This window comes from Georgenia subflava (assembly GCF_009193155.1).
In the GTDB taxonomy this organism is placed as follows: Bacteria; Actinomycetota; Actinomycetes; order Actinomycetales; family Actinomycetaceae; genus Georgenia; species Georgenia subflava.
In genome coordinates this window covers 167,823-194,799 of sequence record NZ_VUKD01000001.1, presented here as the reverse complement: position 1 = coordinate 194,799, position 26,977 = coordinate 167,823, and the positions used below count along the sequence as shown (strand labels likewise).

Genomic DNA, 26,977 nt, shown 5'->3' with positions numbered 1-26,977 from the left:
GCGTGAGGAGAAGCTCGTGAGTGCAGTCCCCGTCAGACCCCGGGCCCGGTGGCTCGCGGCGTCCCTGCTCGCCGGTGCGATGGCGCTGGCCGGGGCGACCGCGACCCAGTCCGGTGCAGTTGCGGAGCCCGCGCCCGGCACGTCCGCCGAGGCCGAACCACCGCGTCTGCCGTCCAACCCCACGCCCGAGGAGATCCTCGCGCAGAACCCGAACCTCTCCGACCTCGGCACGCCCGTCACCAGCCGGATCATCACCAACATGGTGCTCGGCGAGGAGGACGGCGTCTCCATGACCTACGGGGTGTACCGGGGCCAGGGCGACACCGAGAGCCCGGCCACGCTCGTCGTCGCCGAGACCCTCACCGGGGAGATCGTGCGCACGATCAAGCTGGCGGAGACCGACCACGTCACGGAGATCCGGCGTGCGACGGACGGCAGGATCTACTTCGTCACCGGCTCGGACTACACCCTGTGGGTCTACGACCCGGAGACGACGGAGGCCACCAACCTCGGCCACATCAACCCCGGCTCGCCCAGCGACGGGTACGGGTGGACGCTCGCCGCCGCCGAGGACGGCCGGATGTACATCGGCAGCTACCCTGAGGGGCTGCTGTACCTGTACGACCCGGCCACCGGTGCCATCGAGAACCTCGGCCAGGTCGACCCCACGCAGAAGTACATCCGCGCGCTCGCCTACGACCTCGAACGGGGCAACCTCTACGTCGGCGTGGGCGGCTCGCGCGCCCAGATCTACAAGATCGAGCCGGACGGCACGAAGACCGCGCTGCTCAGCGAGGAGGCCACGCCGGGCGCGATGGACCACTCCTTCGTCTCGACCTTCACCGTCACGGGCGGAAAGCTCTTCGCCCGCGGGGGGCTCAGCGAGCTCCTCGTCATCGACGTCGAGACCGACGAGGTCGAGTACTGGAAGGGCGACGGCAAGGAGGCGTTCGGCTACCAGGTCACCCAGCGCCCGGACGCACCCGAGAAGTTCATCTTCACCTTCCGGGAGAGCTTCTGGGAGTACGACGCCGCCACGGCCACCACCCGCAGCCTCGGCGTGCCGCACAACGGCTACCTCAACGACGGCTACTGGACCCAGCTCGACGACCCGGAGTGGCCCGGCTGGACGCTCGTCGCGGCGACGCAGCAGGGCGTCGTCAAGTTCAACCCCGAGCGCGGCATCTCTGAGGGGGCGGACATCGACTACCGCAACCCGATCCTGGTCCAGAAGCTCCTCGACGGGCCCGACTCGATGTACGCCTCGGGCTACATGGTCGGTCTGGCACCGTTGGACACCGTCACCGGCGAGGCCGGGGAGACCGTGCAGGCGGGCCAGTTCGAGTCCTCGGCGGTGCGCGAGGGCAAGATGCTGCTCGGCACCTACGGGCACGGCCGGCTCCTGGAGTACGACCCCGCCACCGGTGCGACGCCGCGCGAGGTCTTCACCCTGCAGGCGGAGAACCAGGACCGGCCGTTCGGGCTGGACTACGACCCGGTCACGGACACGGCCTGGATGGGGACCGTCCCGTACTACGGCCACAACCAGGGCGCGCTGACGCGGTACGACTTCGCCTCGGGCGAGAAGACAGTCTGGACGGACGAGATCGTCACCGAGCAGTCGGTCATCTCGGTGCTCCACCACGACGGCCTGGTCTACGTCGGCACCACGCTCGACGGCGGACTGGGGGCCGAGCCGTCCGGGCAGACCGAGGCGCACTTCATCGTCGTCGACCCGGCGACCGGCGCGAAGATCCACGACTTCGTGCCCGTGCCGGGCGACGAGGGCGTCACCGGGCTGATGGTCGGCCCGGACGACCTGATCTGGGGCGTCTCCGAGGACACCGTGTTCAAGTACGACCCCGCCACCGAGGAGATCGTCTACTCCGAGGCCCTGCTCGGCACGCGCTACGGCACGAGCACCGTGTGGGCGTGGGCCTACCTGGGCATCGGGAGCGACGGCAACGTCTACGGCACGAACCGCTCCCAGCTCTTCCGGATCGACGCAGAGACCATGGAGTACACCAAGCTCGTCAACGGAGTGGGCAACTACCTCAACATCGACGCCGCCGGTGACGTGGTGTTCTCCTCGGGCGTCCACGTGTACAAGTACGACGTCCCGGCCGCCGACGACGGCACCGAGGCGGCCATCGAGTTCACGGCCACCGCGGCGGCCGTGTGCGAGGACGGGGTGGCGACGCCGCGCGTCAGCGTGACGAACGAGGACCACCGGCCCATCAGCGTCCGCGTCCGCACCGACGCCGGTGCGGCGACGAGCGGGCTGATCCGGCCCGGGGCCACCGCGGAGGTCGGTGTCGCGACCGGGGCCGCCGAGATCGCCGACGGCACGGTCCGCATCGAGGCCCTGCCCGGCAACGCCGCCCAAGGCGACGGTCCCGCGCACGCCGTGCAGGAGCTCGACTACGCGGGGGTGAGCTGCGCCGGCTGACACGAAGGTCGCGCCCCCGGCCCCGTCTCGACGACGGGGCCGGGGGAGCGACCGGCTCGACCACGAACCGCTCAAGCATCAGAGGGAAGGCACACCCATGATCAGCAGACGGCTGGGCTCGATAGCGATCGGCCTTGCGCTCCTGGGCGGGACCGGGGCGAACGCCCTGCTCGCCCCGTCCGCCGAGGCGGACGCGACGACGTCACGCACCTACGAGAGCCTGAAGAACGGAAGCTTCGAGGCCGACGCCGGCTGGTCGAGCTTCGCCCAGGGTGCCGGCACCGAGGCGGCGGTGAGCGACCTACGGGCCTCTCACGGTCAGCGTTCCCTGCGGATCGTCGACAGCTCCAGCTCGTCGGCGGTCGGATGGGCTTCCAACGCGATCCGGGTCGACCCCGGCAAGCAGTACACCGCGACCGCACTCTCCTACGTGGCGAGCGGCCACGCCCCGCTGCTCTACCTCAAGTTCTACGACTCCGCCGGACGGGAGCTCGACAGCACGGCCACGAGCGCATCGACCCAGCGCGGCGAGTGGCGCGCCTTCCCGGCCGTGTCAGCCTGGGCTCCTGACGGTGCCACCCACGCCCAGGTCGTCATCTACTCGCTCAGCAACCGCACGGGCACGTTCTTCGTCGACGCCGTCGACCTCGCTCCGGGCGCGAACGCCTCCCTGACCGCCAACCAGTACTTCCACGTCCAGAACGACGGGTCGGCCACCCCGTGGGGCTGGTACGAGCTCGACGACGCCCGGCAGGCGGGCTCGGTCGTGCCGGACCCGACCGACGCGGCCAACGGCGTCCTCGCCATCCGGCCCCACGTGTCCACGGGCGACGAGTGGAGCGGTGCGGTCGGCACCCGGTTCTCGGCGTCGGAGGCCGCCCGCTACTCCCTCAGCATGAAGGCGCTCCGCCAACGGGGAACGCCGGTGATGCACGCGGCTCTGCGCTACTACGACAGGCACGGCGAGGTCATCGGCACCGACCGGAGCGGGATCGACGTCGTGCCCGGTCGGTGGCAGGAGTCGTCACTGACCTCGCTCGCCCCGAGCGGCACGGTCGAGGCCGAGCTGATCATCGGCTGCACCGGTACGGTCCGGTGCGACACCCTGGTCGACGACGTCACAGTGACTCCCCACTGGGACACGACGTTCTACGCGGCGCCGAGCGCGCTGGGATCGGCGGACGGGTCGACCCCGGAGTCGGCCGCGGACTATCGCGACGACGCGTTCTGGCAGGAGGTGGACGCAGCACTGGAGACCGGCACGGCCCGGGTCGTCCTGACCGACGGGCAGTACGACGTGGCGACCGACGACGATGCCCTTCACCTGCGCGGGATCGGGTCGGACGACCATCGGCTGCTGGTGAGCGGTGAGTCCCGGTTCGGTGTGGTGCTGACCCAACGGGCCGACCTGACCACCTACGTGGTCCAGGTCCGTGACGTCGTGAACCTGACCGTGGAGAACATCCACCTGACCGCCGATGGCACCTACGTGACCCCGTCGGCCTTCCTGATCACCGAGGACCCGACGGCCGGCGAGCGCACCGAGGGGATCATCGTGCGAGGGATCTCGCTCACCGACATGCCGGGGGTCAAGTACTCCGGCGTCGGTGTGGCGGGAACCGTGCCGAGCGGTCCGGGTGTCGTGGACGTCGTCGTCGACGACGGCCTGTTCGCCCGCGGCGGGTCGGGCGCGGGCTACCACCACGTGTATGCCACGCGCGGGGCGACGACGGTGCGGGTGAGCGAGTCGGTCCTGCAGGACTCGGCGGGGACCTACGTCAAGCTCCGCGACAACGTCGGCGACTGGGTGATCGAGGACAACATCTTCGTCTCGAGCGGCACCTGGATCAACAACGTCCAGTTCATCCAGTGGGCGCTGTACAACACGACCGAACCGGGCAACGAGTTCTTCTCGCCCGGCCCGTACCGGATCGCGGGGAACGTGTTCGAGGCCCAGGAAGGGTGGTGCGCCCCGCAGTGCCGGGTGATGACCCTCACCGCACGCGGCTACAACCCGGTCGACCACGACGGCGTCGAGTGGGACCACCTGCTGGACCCGGTCAAGCGGGAGATCCTGATGGACGAGAGCGAGGGCAACATCGAGACGCGCCGGGCGGTCGTCCGGCAGAACTTCAACCTGGCCCTGGACGACGCCCACGGCATCTCGGTCACGGACAACGAGTACCGCAACATCGACACGCTGATGACCCTGTGGAACACCAGCGACTACGGCGCCCCGAGCCAGGGCGGCAACGGTGTCTACGACCTGTCCAACCTCTTCGCCACCTACCGCGACGGCCTGTGAGCGTGGCCGGATGACCGTCGTGCGAGCAAGGGAGATCGGCGGGTTCAGCCGGTGCGCTCGAGGTCGAAGTCGACCGTGAAGGTGTAGCCCCAGGGGAGGCGGGCGTCGGCGACCCGGTAGCCCGAGAGCGCCCGCACCCCGCGGGCCCACGTGTCGAGGTCCTCGGTGATGCGGCGGTGCACCGCGGGCAGCTCCGCGAGCGGCGGGTCCAGCAGGCCGGCTCCGGCGGCCTCTGCCTGGATGGCCGCACGGACCACCGGCAGGTAGTGGCCGTCCTCGACGATCTTGCGTGCGAGGAACTCCCGGCGGGCGGCGGCCGCCTCCTCGGAGGTGCCGAGCACCGGGCTGACGCCGGCCGCCAGGGTCGTGCCGATGGTGTTGCCGGCGGTGTTCCAGCCGCCGTAGGCCACGAGCCGGCCCAGCAGCCCGGCGTCGTCGAGGGCATCGAGCAGCGTGGGGTCGGAGCCGTTGGCGTAACGCACGTCCGCCACCGCCACGCGCCTGCCGAGAGCGAGGTGCTCGCCGACCTCCGCGACGACGGCGGCGCTGTCCGCGGCGCTGTCCTGCGCCGGCGGGTCCATCACCCAGTCACCGGGCTCGGTCGCGGGGGCGTGCAGCACCAGGACGAGATCGGCGTCGTCGGGCTCGTCCACCCGCACACCGCCGAGCGCGCGGATTTGGTTAGCCAGACCGGCGCCGACCGGGCGGTCCTCGTAGGGGGCGATCCGCTCCAGCCCGCCCGGCGCGGGGCAGCGCACCGCCACTCGGGGCCGGACGCCTCTCGCCTCGGCGGCGACCCGGGCCACCAGCACGCTCGGCACCTCGTCCGCGCCCGGGTAGGTCAGCACGTCGACGCAAAGCCGGTCGATCCACGTCGCCAGGGCGCGCCGGTCCGCGGCGGGCAGCCCTCGCGGGGCGGTGTCGTCCGAGGTCAGGAGCAAGGCGTTCACGACGCCGTCCGAGGCCAGCTCGAGAGCGGCGAGGTTGACGACGTGGTTGCGCAGGCGGCGCCGCACGAGGTCCGCGACGACGTCGTCGGGGACCTCCGCCCGGGCCGCCGCGACCTCGGCGTCGCCGGCCTCGCCGGCGGCGTGCTGGTCCCACAGTCTCGAGAGGCGACCGATGCGGGCGCCGTGGGTGGACCAGTACCCCGGCTCCTGGCGCGAGCGCGAGGCGTTGTCGTAGTGCGGCAGACGGGTGACCACCTGGTACGCGGTCACCGGTACCGCGAGCTCGCGGAGGACGTCCAGGCGCGGGAGCACGTCCTGGACGCGGTCGTCGGTGTTGCGCGAGGGGATCAGGCCGCCGTGGACGAGGAGGTCGAGCGAGACGGCGACGTGGTCCACCTCGTGGGCGACCGCGCGCAGCCAGTCGGCCAGCGCCCCGGTGTCGGCCGGCTCGCGGAAGCGTGGCATCGCCTCCGCGGGCGGCAGCACCACCTCGACGTCGCAGCAGGCTCCGACCGTGCGGGCGTACCCGGCCGTGTTCGGACGTTCGTCGGGCGGCAGCAGAGCGATGCGCATGGATGTCCTCCTGTCGCGGGTCACCGTACGGCCCGCACGCAGCGCGATGCAAGCGATTGCACAGGTGGAGGCAATGCCGAGGCGGGGGTTGACGTGCAACCGATTGCATGCCACCCTCGCACCAGTCGACTCGGCGTGACCCGCCGACGGACAACAGGGGTGCACACGGTGGTGCGCCCGGCCGGCCGATCGGTGCCGGCAAGCCGCTGATCGATGGGGGAACGATGCGCACGGTCCGACGACTCGCCACAGCCGTCCTCGCTGGCTCGACGCTGGCAGCGATGCTCGGTGCCGCTGCGGTGGCCGACGAGACGGAGCCCGCACCTGCTGCGGCCCAGACCGGTACCGTCCAGGCCGGTACCGTCCCGAACCACAGCTTCGAGGAGCTGTCCGCGGACGGGACCCCGGTGGGGTGGGGACCGCTGTGGGCGTCCTCGGTCGAGTACTACTCCGTCACCCAGGAGCGCGCCTCCGACGGTGCCACCAGCATCCACATGCTCGACACGAGCACGAGCGGAGGCGGCGGGCTCGTCTCCGACCCGGTTCCGGTCGAGGCGGGCCAGAGCTACCAGCTGAGCTTCGACCAGTTCATGGTGTCGGGGGCGATCAACCCGACGATCTACTTCGACGCAGCCGACGGGTCCGTCGTCGCGCAGCCGTACCAGACCACGCGCACCGCGGCGGGACGGTGGGAGCGTGCGGCCATGGTGGTCGAGGCGCCGGAGGGTGCCGTCGCGGCCCGGCTGACGCTCTACACCGCATCGGGCGGACTGCTCGAGTCCTACGTCGACAACGTCGCCTTCACCGCCATCGACGTGCCCGAGCCCGTCGAGCCCGAAGGCTTCGCGGAGAACCTGGGAGAGCACCTCGGCCAGCTCAACGCACAGACGACCGGACTCACCCACGACTCCGACGGCCGCCAGATCGCGCTGTTCGGGTCGATCGGGAGCCCGCTCGTCTTCTCGGCCGTCGACGCCGCCACCGGCGAGCTCCTGATGCAGCAGGAGATGCCCGGCACCGCCATGACGTGGAGCTTCGGCGTCGCCGAGGACGGCACCACCTACGTCGGGACGTACGGCTCGGGACTGTGGGTGTTCGACCCCGAGACCCTCGAGCTCACGCAGGTCCAGGACGACCCCCTCGGCGAGACCCACCTGTACTCGATGGACATGCACGACGACGGCCGCGTCTTCATCGGCACCTACCCCAACGGGAAGGTCCTCAGCTACGACCCCGCCACCGGCGAGTGGGTCGATCACGGCCGGCTGCGTGAGGACGTCACCTACGCCCAGAGCCTCGACGTCGACGGCGACAAGGTCTTCGTCGGCACCGCGCCGGTCGCCACCACGTTCGTGCTCGACCTGGCCGCCGGGACGAAGACAGAGATCCCGCTGCCCGAGCCCTATGACGACGAGCGCAACGTCTCGTCACTCGGTGCTTTCGAGGGCAAGCTCTTCGCACTCACCAACCCCTCGCGCACCCTGCTGGTGTACGACCGTGCGACGGCGGAGTGGACCCACGAGATCGCGGACGTCGCCAACCGGCGCATGGCCCCCGCGCGCCTGGTCCCGACGCCGGACGGGGAACGTCTGGAGACCTACTTCCAGCACCGCGCCAGCCGGGAGGTGCGGGCGTTCGACCTGGAGAGCGGTGAGATCCGGTCGCTCCCCTTCACCATCGAGCTCAACTCGATGTCCTGGTACTGGGGTGAGCTCGAGCTGGACGGCTTCCCCGGGACGAGCCTGATCGGCACGACGCAGCGCGGCGTCGTCTACGCCTGGAACCCCGAGACCGGCGACGTCCACCGCGTGGAGGGAGAGTTCGCGCCGTCCCTGGCGTGGATCCGTTCTCTCTCCGAAGGTCCCGACGGCAAGATCTACATGGGTGGCTACGCCTCGGACATCGGCGCCGTCCAGTACGACCCCGGCACCGACGAGGTCCAGGTGCTGCGTGGGCCTCCGCAGATCGAGCAGTTCGGACGCAACGGTGACAGCCTTCTGATCGGCACCTACGGCGGTGCGACGATCTTCGACTACGACACCACCCAGCCGTGGGTCAACGGTCAGAACCCGCGGGCGCGCGTGTACTCCACCGACGAGCAGGACCGCGTCACCTCCTTCGCTGCGGTGGACGAGAATCTCACTGCCTTCGGTTCCTACCCGTTCCAGGGACAGATCGGTGGCGCGCTGTCGTTCTACGACCATGATGCCCGCACCATCGAGGTGCACCGGAACGTGGTCCAGGACCAGACCCCGCTCGCCCTGGTGTACCGCGACGGCCTGATCTACGGCGGTACGGGGGTCGCCGTCGGCCTGGGGGCAGAGCCGACGACCACCGAGGGGCACCTGTTCGTCTACGACGTCGCTGCCCGCGAGGTCGTCTACACGGGGGTGCCGGTGCCCGGTGAGGAGAACGTCGCCGGTCTCGCCTTCGACGAGACCGGGATCCTCTGGGGCATGACCGGGACGACCCTGTTCTCCTTCGACCCGGTGACGCGGCAGGTCGTCGACCGCATCGTCTACGACCAGCGTCCGGACCGCGCGACCTATGTGGTCGGACGTGGCTTCCGCCAGGTCGGCGACACCATGGTCGGGCTCAGCCGCTGCACGTTGTTCGAGTTCTACCCCGATGACGGGACCTTCTCGATCCTGGCCACGCATCCCGACGCGCTGACCTGCACCGGTCTGGGGATCGACGACGACGGCCGCTACTACTACGGCGCGGCCAAGGCACTGATGCGGTGGACCCCCGACCGCGCCCCGGCGTGCGACGCCGTCGTGACGGGCCACCGGCGCGGTCCGCTCGCGGTGGGGGCCGGCACGACGTGCCTGGACGACGCGACGATCGAGGGACCTGTCACCGTCACCGATGGTGCCGGCGTCGTCGTCACGGGCTCGACGGTCGACGGGCCGCTGAGGACCGACGGTGCGTCCGTCGTCCACGTCCTGCAGAGCACGATCGACGGGCCGGTCGAGCTGCACGGCACCACGGGCGAGCTCGTCGTCACCGGCACCTACGTCACAGGTCCGCTCCAGGTCACGGGCACCCGGGCGGGTGCGGGCACCGTGGTCGTCGCGGGCAACACGATCAGCGGCCCGCTGCGTTGTGAGGACAACGACCCAGCACCGACGAACGAAGGCGAGGCGAACTCGGTCAGCGGCCCACGGACCGGCCAGTGTGCGGGACTCTGACACGGCCGTCGACTCGTGGCAGCAGGACGGAGGCAGAACGGTGAAGGAACTCAGGGTCGGGCTCGTCGGGGCCGGCACGATAGCGGGGGCACACCTGCCCGCGTGGCACGCGCTGGGGGCGCAGGTGAGCGCGTTCTCGCTCGAGGGCGCCGCTGAGCTCACGGACAGGCACGGCGGGAGCGTCGTGACCAGCTTCGAGGAGCTGATGGAGCGCTGCGACGTCATCGACGTGTGCACGCCGACCCCGGTGCACCGGCACTATGCCGAGGCCGCCCTGCTGGCAGGTCGGGACGTCGTCGCCGAGAAGCCGCTCGCCCGCACCGGCGACGACGCCGTCCTCCTGGCGCGGGTGGCGGCAGAGACGGGCCGGCACCTGTACCCGGCGCACGTGGTCCGCTTCTTCCCGGCCTACGCCACGATGGCCGAGGCGGTGCGTGCGGGTCGCATCGGCCGGCCCGCCGTGCTGCGACTGACCCGCACGAGCGCCTTCCCGATGTGGCGCGAGTGGTTCGCCGACCCCGCCCAGTCCGGCGGCGTGGTCATGGACCTGATGATCCACGACCTGGACATCGCCAGGTGGGTGGCCGGCGACGTCACGGACGTCTACGCCACCCTCGCCCAGGGCGAGGAGGACGGCCTGCCGATCGCCATGGCGCACGCGGTGCTCACGCACGCGGGCGGCGCCATCAGCCATGTTCGCGGCGTGTGGGGCGCGCCGTCGACCACCTTCTCGACGAGCTTCCACGTCGCCGGCGACGGCGGCGTCCTCACCTACGACTCCCGGGACGCCAGGGCGCTGACGCTCGACGTCGGCACGGGCTCCGGCGGCGGGCGGCTGCCCGACATCAGTCTGGGCGAGAGCCCCTATCTGACACAGCTGCGCGAGTTCGCCGGCGCCATCGCCGGCGGACCCGTGCCGCGGGTGAGCGCCGCCGACGGCGTGGCTGCCGTCGAGCTGGCCCTGGCCGCCCTGACGTCGATCGAGACCGGCGACTCGGTCCGGCTCCCGGCGGCGGGGGGCGGTGCCCGATGATCGGCGACCGCCCGCTGCGTGTCGGGCTGATGTCGTTCGCGCACACCCACGCCGCCGGGTACGCCCAGCTCCTCCGGGACTGGCCCGGCGTCGAGCTGCTGACCACCGACCCCGACGGCGAGGGGTCCGCCGAGCTGCGCGGCGCGGCGCTCGCGGCCGAGCTCGATGTGCCGTACGTGCCTACCTACGAGGACCTGCTCGATCGGGCGCCGGACGCCGTCGTGGTCTGCAGCGAGAACGTCAACCACCGACCGCTGGTCGAGCTGGCCGCACGCGCCGGCGCCCACGTGCTGTGCGAGAAGCCGCTCGCCACCACCGTCGCCGACGCCGAGGCGATGGTCGAGGCGTGCCGGGCGGCGGGCGTGTTCCTCATGACCGCGTACCCGGTGCGGTTCGCGCCGAGCTTCGCCGCCCTGCGCTCGCTGGTCGACGCCGGCGCGCTGGGCGAGGTGCTCCTGGCGACCGGTACGAACAACGGCAAGGTGCCGGCCGGGCGGGCCTGGTTCACCGACCCGGCGCTCGCCGGCGGCGGCGCCCTCGTGGACCACACCGTGCACGTGGCGGACCTGCTCGACGCCCTGCTCGAGCGTCCGCTCACCCGGGTCCGCGCGACCGTCAACCACGTGCTGCACGCCGATCGCCCGGAGGTGACCGCCGAGACCGGCGGGCTCGTGAGCTTGACCTACGCCGGCGGCGTCGAGGTGGTCGTCGACTGCTCGTGGAGCGTGCCCGACGAGGCACCGACCTGGGGCGGGCTCACGCTCGAGGTCTTCGGCACCCGGGGCAGCGCCGCCATCGCCCCGTTCTCGGACCGTCTCGACGGGTTCACCCCCGCGACGGGCGGGGCCGCCTGGCTCCCGTTCGGCTCGAACCTCGACCAGCTGATGCTCGCTGCGTTCCTCGACGGCGTGCGCACCGGCACCCCACCTCAGCCCGACGGCGGCGCCGGCCTGCGCACGGTCCGCGCCGTGGTGGCTGCCCAGGAGTCGGTCAGGACGGGCCGGCCGGTCGATCTCGAGGAGCCCGCGACGACCACTTGAGCCTGCCGCGTGCAGCCAGCGGCTGCTGCACGCGGCAGGCGTCGGACGACGCGCGGCCCCCCTCCGGCCGGCCCGTCGAATGCGCGGGGCTGGTTCCCGCACGCAGACGTCCGCCGGACCGTCCGGCGGCGCGAAGGAGGAAACGACCATGAGACAACTGTCCCTGGGACGACGCGCCGTCGCCCTGGTGGCCGCTGCAGTGACTGCGCTCGCCGCGCTGGTCGCCGCCCCGGTCGCCGCGGCGACAGGCCCCGAGCCGGCCCGCGTGACCGACCTCGGTCCGGCGATCATGTCGGTCAACGTCCGCAACGCCGCGTTCGCCGAGTTGTCCGACGGCACACCGGTGGTCTACGCCATCTCCAACGGCAACCCCGCGACCTTCACGATGGTCGACGTCACGACCGGGGAGAGCCTGTTCGCCGCCGAGCTGCCCGGGACGACGCTCGGCAGCTTCATCACGGTTGCCGGGGACGGCACCGTGTACTTCTCCGCCCGGCACCCGATGCTGGCCGGGCTCTTCTCCTTCGAGCCGCGCACCCACGAGCTCGTCCAGATCGCCGAGAACGTCGCCGGGGAGCGGGTCCTCTACGACGGAGCCGTCACCGAGGACGGGAAGCTGTTCTTCGGCACCTACCCGCACGCGAAGGTCGTCTCCTACGACCCGGCGACCGGCGCCTTCCGGGACTACGGCTCGCAGACCGACGAGGCCGCCTACGTCTTCTCGCTCGGCATCGTCGACGGCGAGGTCTGGGCGGGGACCGGCCCGGTGCCCCACCTCTACGCCATCGACCCCGCGAGCGGCGAGCGGCGCGAGGTCGAGGTCCCCGCTCGCCTCATGTCGAACACCCAGTGGTTCATCGGCATCGCCCAGCGCGGCGACGACGTGCTGGTGCGGCTGTCCCCGCGCGGCGGCTACGACACGGCGGTGCTGCACCTGGCCACCGGCGAGTGGGACGAGGACATCATCCCCGCGGTCGGCGGCTCCGACCCGACCGCGACGGACGTGCGCGGGCGGAGCTTCGTCCTCTCCGATGGGATGCTCACCGCGTACAACACCCGGACCGACTCCGTGACGACGACGGGTTTCGCGGACACGGACCTGCCGGCCCATCTCGCCCAGCAGGTCAACACCTACGGCATCGAGGTGATGTCCCTGCCCGGCAGGGACATGCCGGCCCAGAGCGTGGTCGGTCTGAGCACCGACGGCGACATCTGGGCGTACAACCTCGCCACCGGCAGCACGAGCATCCGGCGGGCAGCGATCGCCCCGTCCCCGGCGGAGGCGCACGGGCTCGGTGTGGGGCCCGACGGCAACGCCTACATCGGCGCCTACCTCTCGTCCGGGTCGATGAGCCGCGTGGACGCCGCGACCCTCGGTGTGGAGCCGCTGCGAGGGCCCAAGCAGGGCGACGCCATCACGACCCACGACGGTGAGCTCGTCGTGACGTCCTACCCGGGCGCCGTCGTCCACGTCGGAGACCTCGACCAGCCCTGGGAATGGGGGACGAACCCGCGCCACGTGCTCACCATCGGCCGTGGTGAGCCGCACTTCCAGGACCGCATCTTCGGCGTCGTCTCCACCGGTGACCGCCTGGCGCTGGGCACGGTGCCCGACTACGGCGAGGTCGGGGGTGCGCTGACGCTGCTCGACACGGCGACGGGTGCGTACGAGGTCCACCGCGACGTGGTCCCAGGGCAGAGCATCGTCTCGCTCGTCCACCGCGACGGGATCGTCTACGGCGGCACGGCGGTGAGCGGTGGCCTGTCCTCGACGCCCACCGCCTCCTCCGCCCGGCTGTTCGCCTGGGACGTCGCCGCCGAGAAGGTGGTGTGGGAGAGCGAGGTGAGCCCTGGCGCCGGGTACGTCGGCGGGCTCGCGTGGGGCCCGGACGGCGTCCTCGTCGCGCACACCTCGGACGGACTGCTCGTCGAGACCGACCCGGCCACCGGTGAGGTCAGCCGGACCGTGCGGACCGCGCCGGCGGAGAGCGGGGCGCACACCTCGTGGGGGTACTCTGCGCGGACGGTGTGGGACGCCGCCAGCGGCAGCTACGTCGCGACGAACAACGGCCGGCTCTACCAGGTGCACCGGGCCGACTCCACCGTCGCTGTGCTGTCCACCGACATGGAGCAGGTCGTGCGCGACGGCGCCGGCAACTACATCGCCGTCGACGACACGAACGTGTTCCACGTCGAGCTCGGCGCGACGGGCTGATCAGGTCCTGAGCACCACGTGAGCACAAGAGTGCCCGCCCCGTCCTGCGGGGCGGGCACTCTCGTGTCGGCGGGTGGGTGCTACGAGGCGCACTGCCCCCGCGAGGGGCCCGCGACGGCGTTCGGTGCGCCCTCGTCGGTCGGGTCGTACGCGTTGTCCCGGCACACGAGCGGACCGGCCACCGTGAGATCGGCCAGCGCGACGCGTCCGAGGGTCCCCACGACCTCGACGGGGCCGCCCACCTCGGTGCCGCGCACGGCCACCGACTGCGCGCCGCTCGTGCGGAGCGGGCCGTCGACGACCGACCCCTCGACGACGAGGGACGCGCCCGGGGCCACGGTGAGCGGTCCGGTGACGTGTGCCCCGTCGAGGCAGGTCGTGCCCGCAGTGACGCGCAGCGGCCCGTCGTGCCGTCCGGTGACCGTGTCGTCGCACGCGCCGGGCAGGTCGTAGCGCAGGACGTTCGTCTCGTCGGTCAGCCAGACGTCACCGTGCGCGACGGTGGAGTTGCGCGCGCCGTCGGTCAGGACCGTCTCCACCGACAGGTCCGCCGGGTCGATCCGGACCAGCCGGTCGGCGACCGAGGCGTAGATCTGCCCGTCGAGCGGGTTGTAGCCCATCTCGCTCTGGTCGCCCCAGATGTTGGCGTTGCGGATGCCGGTCTGCACGGACCGGACGACCTCGTGGGTGTCGGTGTCGTACTCGAAGAGCACGCCGTTGTCGGTCATGCCGAAGAGGCGGCCGACACCGTCGACGACGAGTGCGTGGACCACCGTCGCGCCGTCGACGACCGGGCCGCTCGCGACGAGCGAGTCGGTCTCGACGTCCCAGGCGAACACCTCGGCCGTGCTCTGCGTCGGCACCGAGGACAGGCCGCCGTGGACGGACGTACCGGCGTAGACCACGCCGTCGGCGTAGGCGAGTGCGGTGACGCTCTGGTCCTCGACGACGTCGCGGTGCATCGTGTGCTCCCCGGTGACCGGGTCGAACAGCGTCAGCGCGCCGCCGAGCTCGCCGTAGTTGGCGATGGTGCCCGCCGCGACGACGTCGCCGGCCGAGACGAGGCTGCGCGGCCGGTCCTGCCCGGAGGCGGCCCGGCCCAGGGTGAGCACGTGGGCGGGGTTGGTGCCCCACGCCCACGGTTCGCCGGCCCGGGCGGCGTGGAAGACCGCCTCGGGGTAGCTGCCGATGACGGTGAGGTCTTCGTGCCGGGTGATCGCGTCCGCCTGCTCGGGACCGTCGAGCTGCTCCACCTCGCCGGTCGTCGGGTCCACCCGGGCCATGACGCCCGGGCTGAGGTAGGCACCGACGTAGACCTGCCCGTCGCCGCCCTCGCCGATCGACATGGTCGTCACGGGGGAGCCGATCGCCGGCGCGGCGAGGACGTCGCCGTGCCCGGTGGCGAGGTTCTGCCGCCAGATGCGCCCGTCCGTGCGCATGCCGACCAGGGTGTGGCCCGGGAGCTGCTCGGTGCCGAGCTCGACGAGGAACAGGCGAGAGGTGCCCGCCAGAGCCGCCTCGACGTCGGGGGCGAGCTGGACCGGGGAGTCGGTGCGTGCGGCGATGTCGTAGGCGTGCGGCCGGCTGTCGGCGTCGAGGTAGTAGAACCGTCCGTCCGCCGAGGCCTCGGTGGAGTTCCACAGCCCGCCGACGTAGAGCTGGTCGACGGCGGTGGCTGCCGCGTCCGTCACGGTGACGTTGACGCCGTCGACGGTGCGGTGCGAGACGACCTTGAGGTCGCCGTGCGTCTCGATGCGCTGGATGAACTCGGCCCCCTCCGCCACCGGCCCCGGCAGCGGCAGCTCGGCGACCGTGCCGTCGGCCGGGTCGACGTCGTAGAGCTGTGCCGGGGTGCCGGCGCCCACCCACACGTTTCCGCCGTCGGCCTCCAGGCCCCAGGCGTAGTCGCCCTGTGCGGCGATGCGGCCGTACTCGGTGAGCTCGCCGGAGGTCAGGTCGAGCGCGTAGAGCTCCGCGTTGGGGTAGGTCGTGCCGTACAGCGTCGTGCCGTCGACGTCGAGGGTGCGCAGCATCTGCTCGCCCGCCACACCGGTGGCGACGGTAGTCAGCTCGCTCGTGGCCGGGTCGTAGCTCCACAGCGTTCCGTCGTTCGGGCTGCGGACGCTGAGGTAGACGGTGTCGTCGGCAGCGACGTCGATAGCGGACGCGACCGAGTACGGCGGCATCGCGTGGCTGTCGAGGACGGTGCCGGAGCGAAGGTCGACGACGTTGAAGCTGACCGGCTCGCCGTCGGAGAAGACGTATGCCACCGGGGTGCCGTCCGCCAGGACGTCGACGTCGGAGAGCCGGACGTTGGGTGCGCGCATCGCGACGCCGAGATCCTCGAGCGTCCCGGCCGCGGGCGGTGGCGGCGGTGGTGTGTCGGTCGCACCGGCGGCCGGGGCGAGAACGATCGTGCCGAGCGCCAGTGCCGCGCCGGCCAGGGGAGGGCCGGCCCTGCGGGGCAGGCGGGAACGGGATGGCATGAGCACTCCTTCGTGGTCGTGGATCTGGACGGCACGCGGCGGCCGACCGGGGCACGGCGGCCCGGGAGAACCGCGAGTCTCAGGGGATCGTGAGTCGGCAGGTGCGGCTGCTCGCCGGGTCCCACAGCGCGAAGGTCTCCATCAGGGTCCGGGCCATGGCCCGGTGCCCGAAGGCGTTCGGGTGGCACCCGTGCCCGAGCCAGTGGTACGTCGAGCTCACGTCGGTCGCCTCCCACACCGCGTGGTGGTCCACGAGCACCGTGCCCAGCTCAGCGGCGGCTGCCCGGATCGCCTCGACGTAGGCCGGCAGGTGCTCGAGCACGTGCTCGGGCCCGGTCGGCAGGGTCCCGTTCGGCGTCTGCGTCACGACCAGGGCGCCCGTCTCGGCGCGGATTCGCTGCACGACGTCGCGGTACCGGCGGGCGAAGTCCGGCGCGCCGTCGGCCCCGCCCCTGGTGTCGTTCAGGCCGGTGCCGATCACGACGACGTCGGGCCGGTAGCGCAGGCAGACGAGCTCGAGCTGGTCGGCCAGGTCGGTGACCTGCCACCCGCTGACGGCGGTGTTCACGACGCCGTCGCGTGTGCGCCCGGACTCGCGGAGCCGCTCGTGGAAGAGCTCGGCGAAGCCCCGTGAGCCCCAGGTGTGCCAGCTCGCCGCCGTCACGCTGTCACCGACGAAGGACCAGACCAGCGGCTGCTCGGCGTCGAGGACGGCGACGGCGTCCGGGTGCGCCGGCGAGACCGGCGCCGCCGCCGGCGCGGGGAGCTCCGCACCCGCGGGGACCGAGGCGCTCACCGGACCGTCGGTGCGGACGGCGCGACGGCGGGCTGTGCCGGGCGCACCGGCCGGCCGGTGCGCCCGGACTCGTACACCGCCTCGATGAAGGCGACGGCGGCGCGGGCCTGGTGGGACGTGACCAACGGCGCCGCACCCGTCCGCACCGCGGTCACGAAGTCCTCGAGCTGGGCGAGCTGCTGGTCGACGGGCGTGAACGCGGGAGGCTCGACGCCCTCGCGGGAGGTGAACCGGGTGATCAGCTCCGACTCCGTGACCACGGCGCCGCCGTCGCCCATCACGGCCATGCGGATCGGCAGGTCGCCGTACGCGGTGGTGGTGGCCAGGAACGTCAGGAGCGCCCCGCTGCGCAGCCGGGCGGTGATGGTGACCGTGTCCTCGACCTCGATGCGCTCGTGCGCGAGCAGGCCGGTGTGCGCGTAGACCTCCTCGACGTCGCCGAGCAGCCACAGCGCCAGGTCGACGAGGTGGACGCCCTGGTTCATCAGGGCGCCGCCCCCGTCGAGCGCCCAGGTCCCGCGCCACGCACCGGAGTCGAAGTACTCCTGGTCCCGCCACAGCGCCACCTCGACGGTCGCCGCGGTGACCCGGCCGAGCGCGCCCTCGCGCAGCGCCCGGTGGATGAACTGGTTCTCGGCGGCGAACCGGCGCTGGCTCACGACCGACAGCGTGCGGCCCGAGCGCTGCTCGGCGGCGATGATCTCGTCGGCGGCGGCGACCGTGACGTCGATCGGCTTCTCCAGCAGGACGTGCTTGCCCGCGTCCAGCGCGGCGACGGTGACGTCGGCGTGCAGGCCGGAGGGGATCGCGACCACGACGGCCTCGACGTCGGGACGCGCGAGCAGGTCCGGCACGGTGGCGGACTCGACGCCGCGTTCCTGCGCGAGCGCGTCCGCCGCCGCGGGGAGCTCGTCGGCGACGGCGACCAGGGTGGCGGGGGAGGCGGCGTCGAGCAGACGGGTCACGTGGGCCCGGCCGATCACCCCGACGCCGATCACGCCCATGCGCAGCGGGTCGGTGCTCATGACTGGTCCTCCTCGAGGGAGTCGGCGATCGCCGCGAGGACGGCGACCGGGGAGAGCAGGTGCTCGGGTCCCGCCGGGGTGCGGCCGGACTCGACGGCCCCCACGAAGCGGGCGAGCGCCGGGGCGTTGTAGTCGGGCCCGAGCGTGAGCTCGCGGGCGAGCACCGCGTTCGTGAACGACGCCGTGGCGTGGAAGGGCACCCGCGTGGCCTCGCCCGGCGTGATGAACGTCAGCGTGACGTCGACCCCGGCGATCCGGGTGCTGGCGACGGTGGTGTCGCCGGTCCGGGTGACGACCGGCTGGAGCTGGCCGGGCATGACGACCGGGTTGCCCAGGATCTCCAGGGCGGTCTCGACGTGGTGGATCCCGTAGAAGAACAGCCCGGAGTACTCGCTGTCGGGATCCGCCGGGCCGACCACGCCGAGGTGGCGCAGCTCGCCGCGGTCGTCGTCGCGAGCCGTCAGCTCTGCCATCTCGGGCACGAACCGCAGGGCGGAGCAGGATACGAGCGGAGCACCACCGACGTCGGCCGCGGCGATGATGGCCTCGGCGTCCAGGACCGTCGTCGCGAGCGGCTTGTCGACGAGCACCGGCACCCCCGCGGCCAGGAGCGGCTCGGCCTGTGCCCGGTGGGTGGCGCCGTCGCGGCTGGAGATGATCGCCGCGTCGACGAGTCCCAGCAGGTCCTCCGGCGCCTCGACCACGACGTCGATGCCACCCGTGGCGGCGAGCGTCTCGTTGCGCTCGTGCCGCCCGCCCACGAGTGCGGCGGCGCGGAAGCCGGGATGGCGCTCCTCGGCGTTGAGGAACCGGATGAAGTGGTCGGTGTGGGAGTTCTCCGTGCCGATGAAGCCGATGCGTCTCACGCGTGTCCTCTTTGATCGTCTCGCGGGTACAGGGACCACCCTGCTATGCAATCGGTTGCAGGTCAAGGTGGGGCGCGGCTACGTTGGAGCGGCACGCAGTCGGCAGAGCAGGAGGACGTCATGGTCGGGCAGCGCATCGGGGTCGGCATCGTCGGTCTGGGGGCCATCGGTGCCACCCACGCCCGCGCGCTGCGGGAGATCGACCGGGTCGACCTCGTCGCGTACAGCGGCGGGACCACGGCGGCCGCGTCGGACGCGGGGTGGCCGGACGCCGTCCAGCTCTCGCCGGCAGAGGTGATCGACCACCCCGGGGTGCAGGTGGTGGCGATCTGCACGCCGTCGGACACCCACGCCGCGCTGGCGCTCGACGCGCTGCGGGCAGGCCGCCACGTCGTCGTCGAGAAGCCGCTCGCGCTGCGGGTCGCCGACGCCGAGGCCGTCGTGACCGAGGCGAGGCGCCGTGGCCTGGTGGCGTCGATGATCGCGCACCGCCGGTTCGAGCCGGAGCACGAGCACGTCAGGGAGCTTCTCGGGACCGGCGCGCTCGGGGAGCTGCGGCTGGCCCGGACGCACGTGCACTGGGTTCGCGACGACGCCTACTACGCCGCCGCGCCGTGGCGCACGTCCATGGCGGCCGGCGGTGGGTCGCTGATGAACCAGGGCGCGCACAACGTCGACCTGCTCCGCTGGCTGTGCGGCGAGGTCGTCGAGGTCACCGCCCAGCACGCCACGCTGGGGCACGACATGGACGCCGAGGACACCACCGTCGCGACGGTCCGGTTCGCCTCCGGGGCGCTCGGCGTCATCACGACCTCGACGGCGACGCCGCCCGGTGACGAGGCCTCGATCGTGCTGCACCTCTCCGGCGGCACGGTCGAGCTCGGCCAGGGCACGGTCCTGCGGTGGGACGTCCCGGGCGTGCCGGCCCCCGGTGCCGCCGACGACGGCGCCGCCAGCGGGGCACGGGACCCCGGTGCCATCGGCCACTCGGGGCACCTCACCCAGTGGCGCGACGTCGTCGACGCGATCGATTCCGGACGGGCCCCGGCGATCGACGTCGCCGACGCCGCCAAGACCGTGCGGCTGCTGTGCGCGGTGTACGAGGCGGCCGCCAGCGGCCGCGCGGTGAACCCGGCGGACCTCTGATGCGGGTCGCGATCCTGGGGGCCGCCCACCCGCACGTCCAGTACGCGCTGGACGAGGTCGCCCACCGGGACGAGCTGGAGCTGGTGGCCGCGGCCGAGGCGGATCCGCAGATGCGTGCGCAGTACCTCGACGGGCTGCCGGCTCCCGTGTACCCGAGCATCCCCGAGCTGCTGGCCGCCCACACCGTCGACGTCGCGCTCGTCGCCGGTATCTACACCCACCGGGCGCAGGCGGTGCTCGAGGCGCTCGCAGCCGGGGCGCACGTGCTCGCCGACAAACCGCTGTGCACCTCCCTCGACCAGGTCGACGCGATCAGTGCCGCTGCCGCTGCGAGCGGGCGGCACGTCTCCCTCGTGCTGGAGAAGCGGTTCTACCCGCCGACGCTCGCCGCGGCGCGGCTGATCGCCGACGGCGTGCTCGGTGAGCTCGCCCTGGTCGCGAGCACCGGCCCGCACAAGCTCAACCTCGGCGCCCGGCCGGAGTGGTTCCTGCGCCGGGACGGCTACGGGGGGATCGCCGCCGACCTGCCGGTGCACGACATCGACCTGGTCCTGCACCTGACCGGCGCCACCGCCGGCACCGTCTCGGCCGTCACCGGGAACGTCCGCGCCGCGGAGCACCCCGGGCTCGACGACCACGTGGCGCTGCTGCTGCGTGCCGGGCAGGTGACCGCGACGGTCGAGGCGAGCTGGCTGTCCCCGCAGGCCGCGGACGTGCACGGGCACTACCGGATGCGGCTGACCGGCTCCGAGGGCACCGCCGAGCTGGACTGGGCGTACGGGCGGCTGCACGTGGCGACCCACGACCGCCCCGGCTGGGCGGAGCCGCTGCCTCCGGCCCCGCGGCCCGCGCAGTACTTCTTCGACGCCCTGCTCGACGGCCGGGAGCCGGAGATCACCACCGCGGCCAGCCTGCTCGCCACCCGCGTCGCCCTCACCGCCCAGGCGAGCGCCGACACCGGGGGCCGACAGCTCGACTGGGCTGCGGACGCCGGCTGAGCAGGGGAGGGGACGTGGCTCGCCGATCTCCGGCTTCCCCGTCGCCTCGGGTCCGACCGCACCCCCGTCGCCTCGGGTCCGACTGCACAGCGTCGCCTGGAGTCCAGCCGCTCCGCATCCGTGACGCCACTACGCAACCGATTGCAGGAAGGTCTTGACGGCAACCTGATCCCCCCGGTAGGTTGCGAGTGCAATCGGTTGCAAGGATGCACCGCAACGCAAGCAGCGTCGCAAGAGGCGCAGCGGGATGTTCCGGGAGATCCGGGTGACCGGTCGGGGGGCCACAGGCTCCGGCGGCCTCCGCCGCCGAGAGCTCGGCTGTCCGACACGCGGGCGTCCAGACGGTCGAGCTGGAACGCCTGAACGTTCTGGTCGAGCCGAGAGGGAACCGTGAAGCTGACGATGAGTGCCTGTCCCGCCGGGCGGAGGGACGGTCGCAGAACCGCTCTCGCCGCCCTGGCAGCTGTCGCGCTGGGGATCACCGCGATGGCCGTCCCCGCGCAGGCTGAGAGCAGCAGCCCCGGGGGGCCCGTCAACGGTGGGTTCGAGCAACCCGTCGACGACGGCCAGATCCCCGGATGGACCCACACCCTGGGCGTGGGAGACGGGGGCTTCGCCGTCGTCGACGCGCCGGTCTTCGATGGAGGGGCCAGCCTCGAGGTCCACGACCCGGAGGACGGTGTGGCCTACGGCCTCCTGAGCGAGGAGATGCCGGTGCAGGCGGGCCACACCTACGAGCTACGGTTCCAGGCCCTCGTGGAAGAACCGCGGGAACCCGGTGACCTGCGTGGCAAGGCGTACCTGTACTTCTACGACGCGAACGGCACGAGGGTGCACGCGCAGAGCACGCACCTGCGTGACATCCCGGCCGGTGAGTGGACCGGTGTCCGACTGGCGGTGACCGCACCGGAGGGCGCGGTGAGCGCCGCCGCGCTGCTGTACACGCAGCGCGACGAGATCTCGACCTACTACGCCGACGACGTGGAGCTCGTCCACACCCTCGAACCGCTCGAGATCACCGACCTCGGCGTCGCGATGCGCACGAACAACGTCCGGGCGAGCGAGACCGACGTGCTGCCCGACGGCACCCCGGTCGCCTACCTCTTCAACAACGGCGCCCCGACGAGCCTCAACGTCGTCGACCTGCGGACCGGCGAGGTGCTGGACACCCACCACTTCGACCAGCACACCGTGGCCAGCTCGGCCGTGGTCGCCGAGGACCACACCCTGTACTTCAGCGGACGCAGCCCGAGCCTCGCGTCGCTGTGGCGCTACGACCCGATCACGCAGGACCTCGAGCAGCTCCTGGACGGCCCGACGGGGGAGACCGCCATCTCCGACCTGATATCCGACGGCTCGACGATCTATGCCAGCACCTACCCCAGCGCCAAGGTGCTGGCGTACGACGTCGGCACCGGTGAGCTGCGCGACTACGGCAGCATCACCGACAAGGGCGACTACGCGCGATACATGACGATGGTGGACGGCGACCTGTGGGTCGGGACGTCGACGAGCCCGCAGCTGATCGTCCTCGACCCCGAGACGGGCGCTCGCAGCGAGCTGCCCATCCCGCCCGACATGGAGGTCGCCGGCGACTTCTTCAGCGAGCTCACGACGCACGGCGACCTAGTCCTGGCCCGCTACTCGCCCTCCGGCGAGGCGAACTCCGCGATCTACGACCTCACGGCGGGCGAGTGGTGCTGCGTGCTGGACGCCGCGGCCGGCCGGTGGACCCTCGAGTCCGTCGACGGCGCGTTCTTCTACGCGTCCGGTGGCGTGGTCAAGGCCTTCGACATCGAGACGCGTCAGTCACGCTCGATCGGCTGGGAGGACAGTGCGCTGGCCGGCGAGTACGACGGGACGTCACGGATGACCGTCGTCGAGATGGGAACCGAGGAGCTCCCGGGCGCGACCCTCGTGGGGACACGCGCCGACGGGACGGTCTGGCGCTACAACCTCGAGACACGGACCGGCGATGTCATCTCGACCGACATCGTGGGCAACCCCGCGCGGGTGCACTCGGTCGGCGTCGGACCCGACGGCGACGTCTACTTCGGGGCCTACCTCAGCTCGGGCGTGATGGCCCGGGTGGACCACGAGGCAGGCGTGGTCGAGCGCCTCAGCGGGCCGAGCCAGGCGGGCAGCATCGTCGCCCACGGGAACAAGATCGTCGTGGGGATGTACCCGAACGCCGAGTTCTACGCCGGCCACGTGAACAAGGACTGGGACTGGGGCACCAACCCGGAGCACCTGCTCACGATCGGGCGCGCGGCCGGGCAGGACCGGCCGGGGACCATGGTCTCGGCCGGGCACCGGGTGGCCGTGGGCACGATCCCCAACTACGGCGAGCTCGGCGGCGCGCTCGTCCTGCTCAACCCGCACAGCGGGGAGTACGTCATGCACCGCAACGTGGTGCCGGACCAGAGCGTGACGTCGCTGGCGTACCGGGACGGTCTCGTGTACGGCGGCACCTCGATCCACGGTGCGATCAACTCCACGCCGACGCAGGACACGGCCGAGCTCTTCGTCTGGGACGCGCGTGCGGACCGGTTCGTCACCCGGTCCGTCGTCGTCGAGGGCGCGACGATCATCCACTCCCTCGCGTTCGACGACGAGGGACGCCTGTGGGGCATGGCCGACGAGGGCACGCTCTTCGAGTACGACCCGCAGACGCACGAGGTCGTCCGCCGGATCGACACCGGGATCCGCAACGGCAACATCTGGGGCCGCACGAGCGAGCTGTTCCCGCATCCTGACAACGGCCTGATGTACGGCAACGCCGGCGGGCAGCTCTTCCGGTTCGACCCGGACGACCCCGACGTCACGGTCCTGGCCTCGGGCGGCATCCGGTACTCCGCCGTCCACGGCAGCGGCACCGTCTACTACGGCGACAACACCAACATCTTCCGGCTCGAGCAGTAGGGCCCGGAGCGCGAGCACGGCTCGGCGGTGGGCGGGTCCGAGGGCGACCCGGAACCGTCCACCGCCACCCGGTCGGCTCGCGGAGACCGTCAACGCACGACTCAAGGGGGAGATCAGTGAGACACAGAAGAACACTCATCACGCTCGCGTCGCTCGCGACGTTGGCGCTGGCCGCCGCACCAGCGGCCGCGGCCCAGCCGATGGCCGCGGATGCGGCGGGCAACCTGCTCGGCAACGCCAGCTTCGAGGAGGTCGGTCCCGAGGGGCTGCCGACCGGATGGTCGCCGCTCTGGGCGAGCTCGGCGGCCGCGTTCAGCTCGGACGACACGGACGCCAGCGACGGTGAGCGCAGCCTGCGGGTCCTGGACGACTCTGCGGAGGCCGGAGTCGGGCTGCGTCCCGAGGCCGTCGCGGTCACCGCGGGGGAGACCTACGAGTTCTCCCTCGACCTGAACTTCGCGTCCGGCACGCTGCAGCCCACCGTGTACTTCCTCGATGCGAGCGGCAACCGGATCGCGCAGCCGTCGTCGGCGGTCAGCCCCGCGCCCGGCGGCTGGGTCACCGAGACGGTGGAGGTCACCGCCCCCGAGGGCGCCGTCCTCGCCGAGCCGCTCATCTACTCCTCGGTGGGCGGGACCGCGGACGGTCTCATCGACAACGTGGGCTTCACCGCCGTCGTGCCCGACGTCGCCGACGGCGTCGAGGAAGATCTCGGCGAGCCGATCGGCGGGGTGACCAACGCCGGTGCCGGCTACACCGAGAACGCCGAGGGGCGGGACATCGGGCTCGTCGTCGCCGGCGGGTCGCCGTCGCGCTTCAGCGCCGTCGACATCGTCACCGGCGAGCTGCTCATGTCGCAGACGATCGAGGCGAGCACGCTGACGTGGGCGTACGCCACGACCCCGGACCGGTCCGTCTACGTCGCGACGTCGTCCGGCGAGGTGTACGTCTTCGACCCGGACGCTCTCACCCTGACGCTCATCGCCGACAAGCCCTTCGGCGAGCGGTACTTCTGGGAGGGGCAGTCCAACGACGCGGGCGAGGTCTTCTTCGCCACGTACCCGGGCGGGAAGGTCGTCAGCTACGACCCGGCCGCCGACGAGTGGCACGACCACGGCGTCGTCGTCGAGGGCAACTCCTACGTCCGCAGCATCGCAGTGGACGGCGACTACGTGTACGCGGGCGGCGGCACCGCGGACGCCGTTGTGGTCCGCCTGGACACCACCACGGGGGAGAAGGTCCGGATCGAGCTGCCGGCTGAGTACCGGGACCAGGAGTTCGTCTACGACCTCAGCGTGGCGGGCGACCTGCTCTTCGCCCGGCCGACGCCGTCGACCGACGTGCTGGTGTACTCGCTGACCGAGCAGGCGTGGGTCGACACGATCCCGTCCGGTGTGGGGCTCGAGGTCAGCCCGGCCGTCCGCACCGTCGACAGCGGCACCGAGCGGACCGAGGTGCTCATCCCGAAGATCGGCGGCGGCATGATCGCCTACGACGTCGACACCTACGAGCGGCGCGACGTCTCGATCGACCTCGGCGGCGCCTCGGCGCGGGGCTGGTCGCTCCAGGAGGTCGACCTCGACGGCTTCCCAGGCGAGTCGCTGGTGACCGCGACGTCGAAGGCCGTCTTCCACGTGTGGAACCCGCAGACCGGCGAGACGCGCAGCATGCGCAGCGACGCCGACCCGACGCCGTTCCTCATCCGTTCGCTGGGCACCGGGCCGGACGGCGACGTGTGGGCCGGCGGCTACGCCTCCCCGCCCGGCATCGCCAGGGTCGACGCCGAGTCCGGCGCCTCCGAGCTGCTGAGCGGGCCCGGGCAGGTCGAGGGCATGGTCGCCCACGGCGACGACCTGGTCATCGGCACGTACCCCGGTTCGTGGCTCTACACGTACGACACCACCCAGCCGTGGGACAACGGGACGAACCCGCCGCAGCGGGTCAGCATCGGGCACGGTCAGGACCGCCCCGTCGCCATGGCGTCGGCCGGTGACGTGGTCGCCATCGGGTCCGTGCCGGACTACGGCCAGCTCGGCGGCGCGCTGACCCTCTTCGACCCGGAGACCGGGGACATGGAGGTCTTCGAGGAGCTCGTCGCCGACCAGACGATCATCTCCCTCGCCTACCGCGACGGGCTGATCTACGGCGGCACCGGCATCTGGGGCGGGCTCGGCATCGACCCGTCCACGACCGAGGGCCAGCTGTTCGTCTTCGACCCGGCCAGCGGCGAGGTGACCTTCCAGACGGTCCCGGTGCCGGGTGAGGAGAACGTCTCGGGCCTGACCTTCGACGCCGACGGGAACCTGTGGGGCATGACCGCGAACGAGCTGTTCCGGTTCGACCCGCAGACCCTCGAGGTGGTCGAGCGCCAGCGCTACTTCGACGTCGACGACTCCGCGGCCTACTGGACCACCCGCGAGCTGTTCTGGCACGACGGGAAGCTCGTCGGGCAGACGGCCAGCCGGCTGTTCGAGATCGACCCGGAGACGCTCGAGATGACGGTCGTCCAGACCGGCGTGCAGAATCTGGCGATCGACCGGCTGGGCAGCTACTACTACAACCGGGGCGGCACCCTGTACCGGTGGATCCCGGCCCAGGTCGGCCCCGAGTGCGAGCAGACCGTCACTGGTACGCACGAGGGACGCCTGGACATCACCAGCGGGACGACCTGCCTGACCGACGCGGAGGTCGACGGTCCAGTCACCGTCTCCGGCGGGGCGTCGATCGTGGTCACCGACTCCGCGATCACCGGGCCGCTGCGGGCCGACGGCGCCACGGACGTGATCCTGAGGGGTGCCGAGGTCACCGGTCCCGTGCGGATCGACGGCTCCACCGGCGAGGTCGTCATCGCCGGCAGCACGATCGTCGGACCGCTCTTCTGCGCGGGGAATGCGACGCCGCCGACCGATGAGGGGCAGTCGAACACGGTCGACGGGCCGACGAGAGGGCAGTGCGCACACCTGTGACGCGCTGATCCCGATC

At 72.0% G+C, this 26,977-nt stretch carries 15 protein-coding genes; 10 read left to right on the top strand and 5 right to left on the bottom strand.

Features of this window, described 5'->3' with window-relative positions:
- Positions 1-16 precede the first annotated feature (16 nt).
- On the top strand, positions 17-2,449 hold the full coding sequence (locus GD748_RS00905; RefSeq protein ID WP_152193329.1) for a ligand-binding sensor domain-containing protein: 2,433 nt from the start codon (positions 17-19) through the stop codon (positions 2,447-2,449).
- Positions 2,450-2,546: 97 nt separating this feature from the next.
- Positions 2,547-4,754 carry a hypothetical protein gene (locus GD748_RS00900; protein WP_152193328.1) on the top strand — a complete coding sequence of 736 codons (2,208 nt, stop codon included), beginning with the start codon at positions 2,547-2,549 and terminating at the stop codon, positions 4,752-4,754.
- 44 nt (positions 4,755-4,798) lie between these two features.
- Here the strand turns inward: GD748_RS00900 and GD748_RS00895 are convergent, their stop codons facing one another.
- Positions 4,799-6,277, bottom strand: a complete 1,479-nt coding sequence (locus GD748_RS00895) for a DUF4127 family protein (RefSeq protein ID WP_152193327.1) — start codon at positions 6,275-6,277, stop codon at positions 4,799-4,801.
- Between the two features lie 224 nt (positions 6,278-6,501).
- On the opposite strand from GD748_RS00895, the gene GD748_RS00890 reads away from it, so the two are divergent.
- The 4 genes from GD748_RS00890 to GD748_RS00875 all read left to right on the top strand — a co-directional run bounded on the left by GD748_RS00890 (position 6,502) and on the right by GD748_RS00875 (position 13,756).
- On the top strand, positions 6,502-9,468 hold the full coding sequence (locus GD748_RS00890; protein ID WP_152193326.1) for an outer membrane protein assembly factor BamB family protein: 2,967 nt from the start codon (positions 6,502-6,504) through the stop codon (positions 9,466-9,468).
- 40 nt (positions 9,469-9,508) lie between these two features.
- Positions 9,509-10,501: a Gfo/Idh/MocA family protein gene (locus GD748_RS00885; protein ID WP_264372462.1), complete on the top strand. Its 993-nt coding sequence runs from the start codon at positions 9,509-9,511 to the stop codon at positions 10,499-10,501.
- Positions 10,498-11,541, top strand: coding sequence for a Gfo/Idh/MocA family protein (locus GD748_RS00880; RefSeq protein WP_152193324.1), 1,044 nt, complete (start codon positions 10,498-10,500; stop codon positions 11,539-11,541). Before GD748_RS00885 ends, GD748_RS00880 begins: the two co-directional genes overlap by 4 nt.
- Positions 11,542-11,689: 148 nt before the next feature.
- A complete protein-coding gene (locus tag GD748_RS00875; RefSeq protein WP_152193323.1) occupies positions 11,690-13,756 on the top strand; it encodes a hypothetical protein in 2,067 nt (688 codons plus the stop codon).
- Between the two features lie 80 nt (positions 13,757-13,836).
- Here GD748_RS00875 and GD748_RS00870 read toward each other — a convergent pair whose 3' ends face one another.
- From GD748_RS00870 to GD748_RS00855, 4 genes are all read right to left on the bottom strand, one after another.
- Entirely contained in the window at positions 13,837-16,242 is a 2,406-nt protein-coding gene (locus tag GD748_RS00870; RefSeq protein WP_152193322.1) for an NHL repeat-containing protein, read from the bottom strand.
- 79 nt (positions 16,243-16,321) lie between these two features.
- On the bottom strand, positions 16,322-17,038 hold the full coding sequence (locus tag GD748_RS00865) for an SGNH/GDSL hydrolase family protein (RefSeq protein WP_152193321.1): 717 nt from the start codon (positions 17,036-17,038) through the stop codon (positions 16,322-16,324).
- A complete protein-coding gene (locus GD748_RS00860) occupies positions 17,035-18,063 on the bottom strand; it encodes a Gfo/Idh/MocA family protein (protein ID WP_152193320.1) in 1,029 nt (342 codons plus the stop codon). The genes GD748_RS00865 and GD748_RS00860 overlap by 4 nt, the downstream gene beginning before the upstream one ends.
- Positions 18,060-18,929, bottom strand: a complete 870-nt coding sequence (locus GD748_RS00855; protein ID WP_193312754.1) for a Gfo/Idh/MocA family oxidoreductase — start codon at positions 18,927-18,929, stop codon at positions 18,060-18,062. The genes GD748_RS00860 and GD748_RS00855 overlap by 4 nt, the downstream gene beginning before the upstream one ends.
- A 120-nt stretch (positions 18,930-19,049) precedes the next feature.
- On the opposite strand from GD748_RS00855, the gene GD748_RS00850 reads away from it, so the two are divergent.
- The 4 genes from GD748_RS00850 to GD748_RS00835 all read left to right on the top strand — a co-directional run bounded on the left by GD748_RS00850 (position 19,050) and on the right by GD748_RS00835 (position 26,961).
- Complete coding sequence (locus GD748_RS00850) at positions 19,050-20,075, top strand: Gfo/Idh/MocA family protein (protein ID WP_152193318.1); 1,026 nt, start codon at positions 19,050-19,052, stop codon at positions 20,073-20,075.
- A complete protein-coding gene (locus GD748_RS00845; RefSeq protein WP_152193317.1) occupies positions 20,075-21,073 on the top strand; it encodes a Gfo/Idh/MocA family protein in 999 nt (332 codons plus the stop codon). The genes GD748_RS00850 and GD748_RS00845 overlap by 1 nt, the downstream gene beginning before the upstream one ends.
- A 486-nt stretch (positions 21,074-21,559) precedes the next feature.
- Entirely contained in the window at positions 21,560-23,995 is a 2,436-nt protein-coding gene (locus tag GD748_RS00840; RefSeq protein WP_152815156.1) for a hypothetical protein, read from the top strand.
- 116 nt (positions 23,996-24,111) lie between these two features.
- On the top strand, positions 24,112-26,961 hold the full coding sequence (locus GD748_RS00835; protein WP_152193315.1) for a carbohydrate binding domain-containing protein: 2,850 nt from the start codon (positions 24,112-24,114) through the stop codon (positions 26,959-26,961).
- Positions 26,962-26,977: the final 16 nt, after the last annotated feature.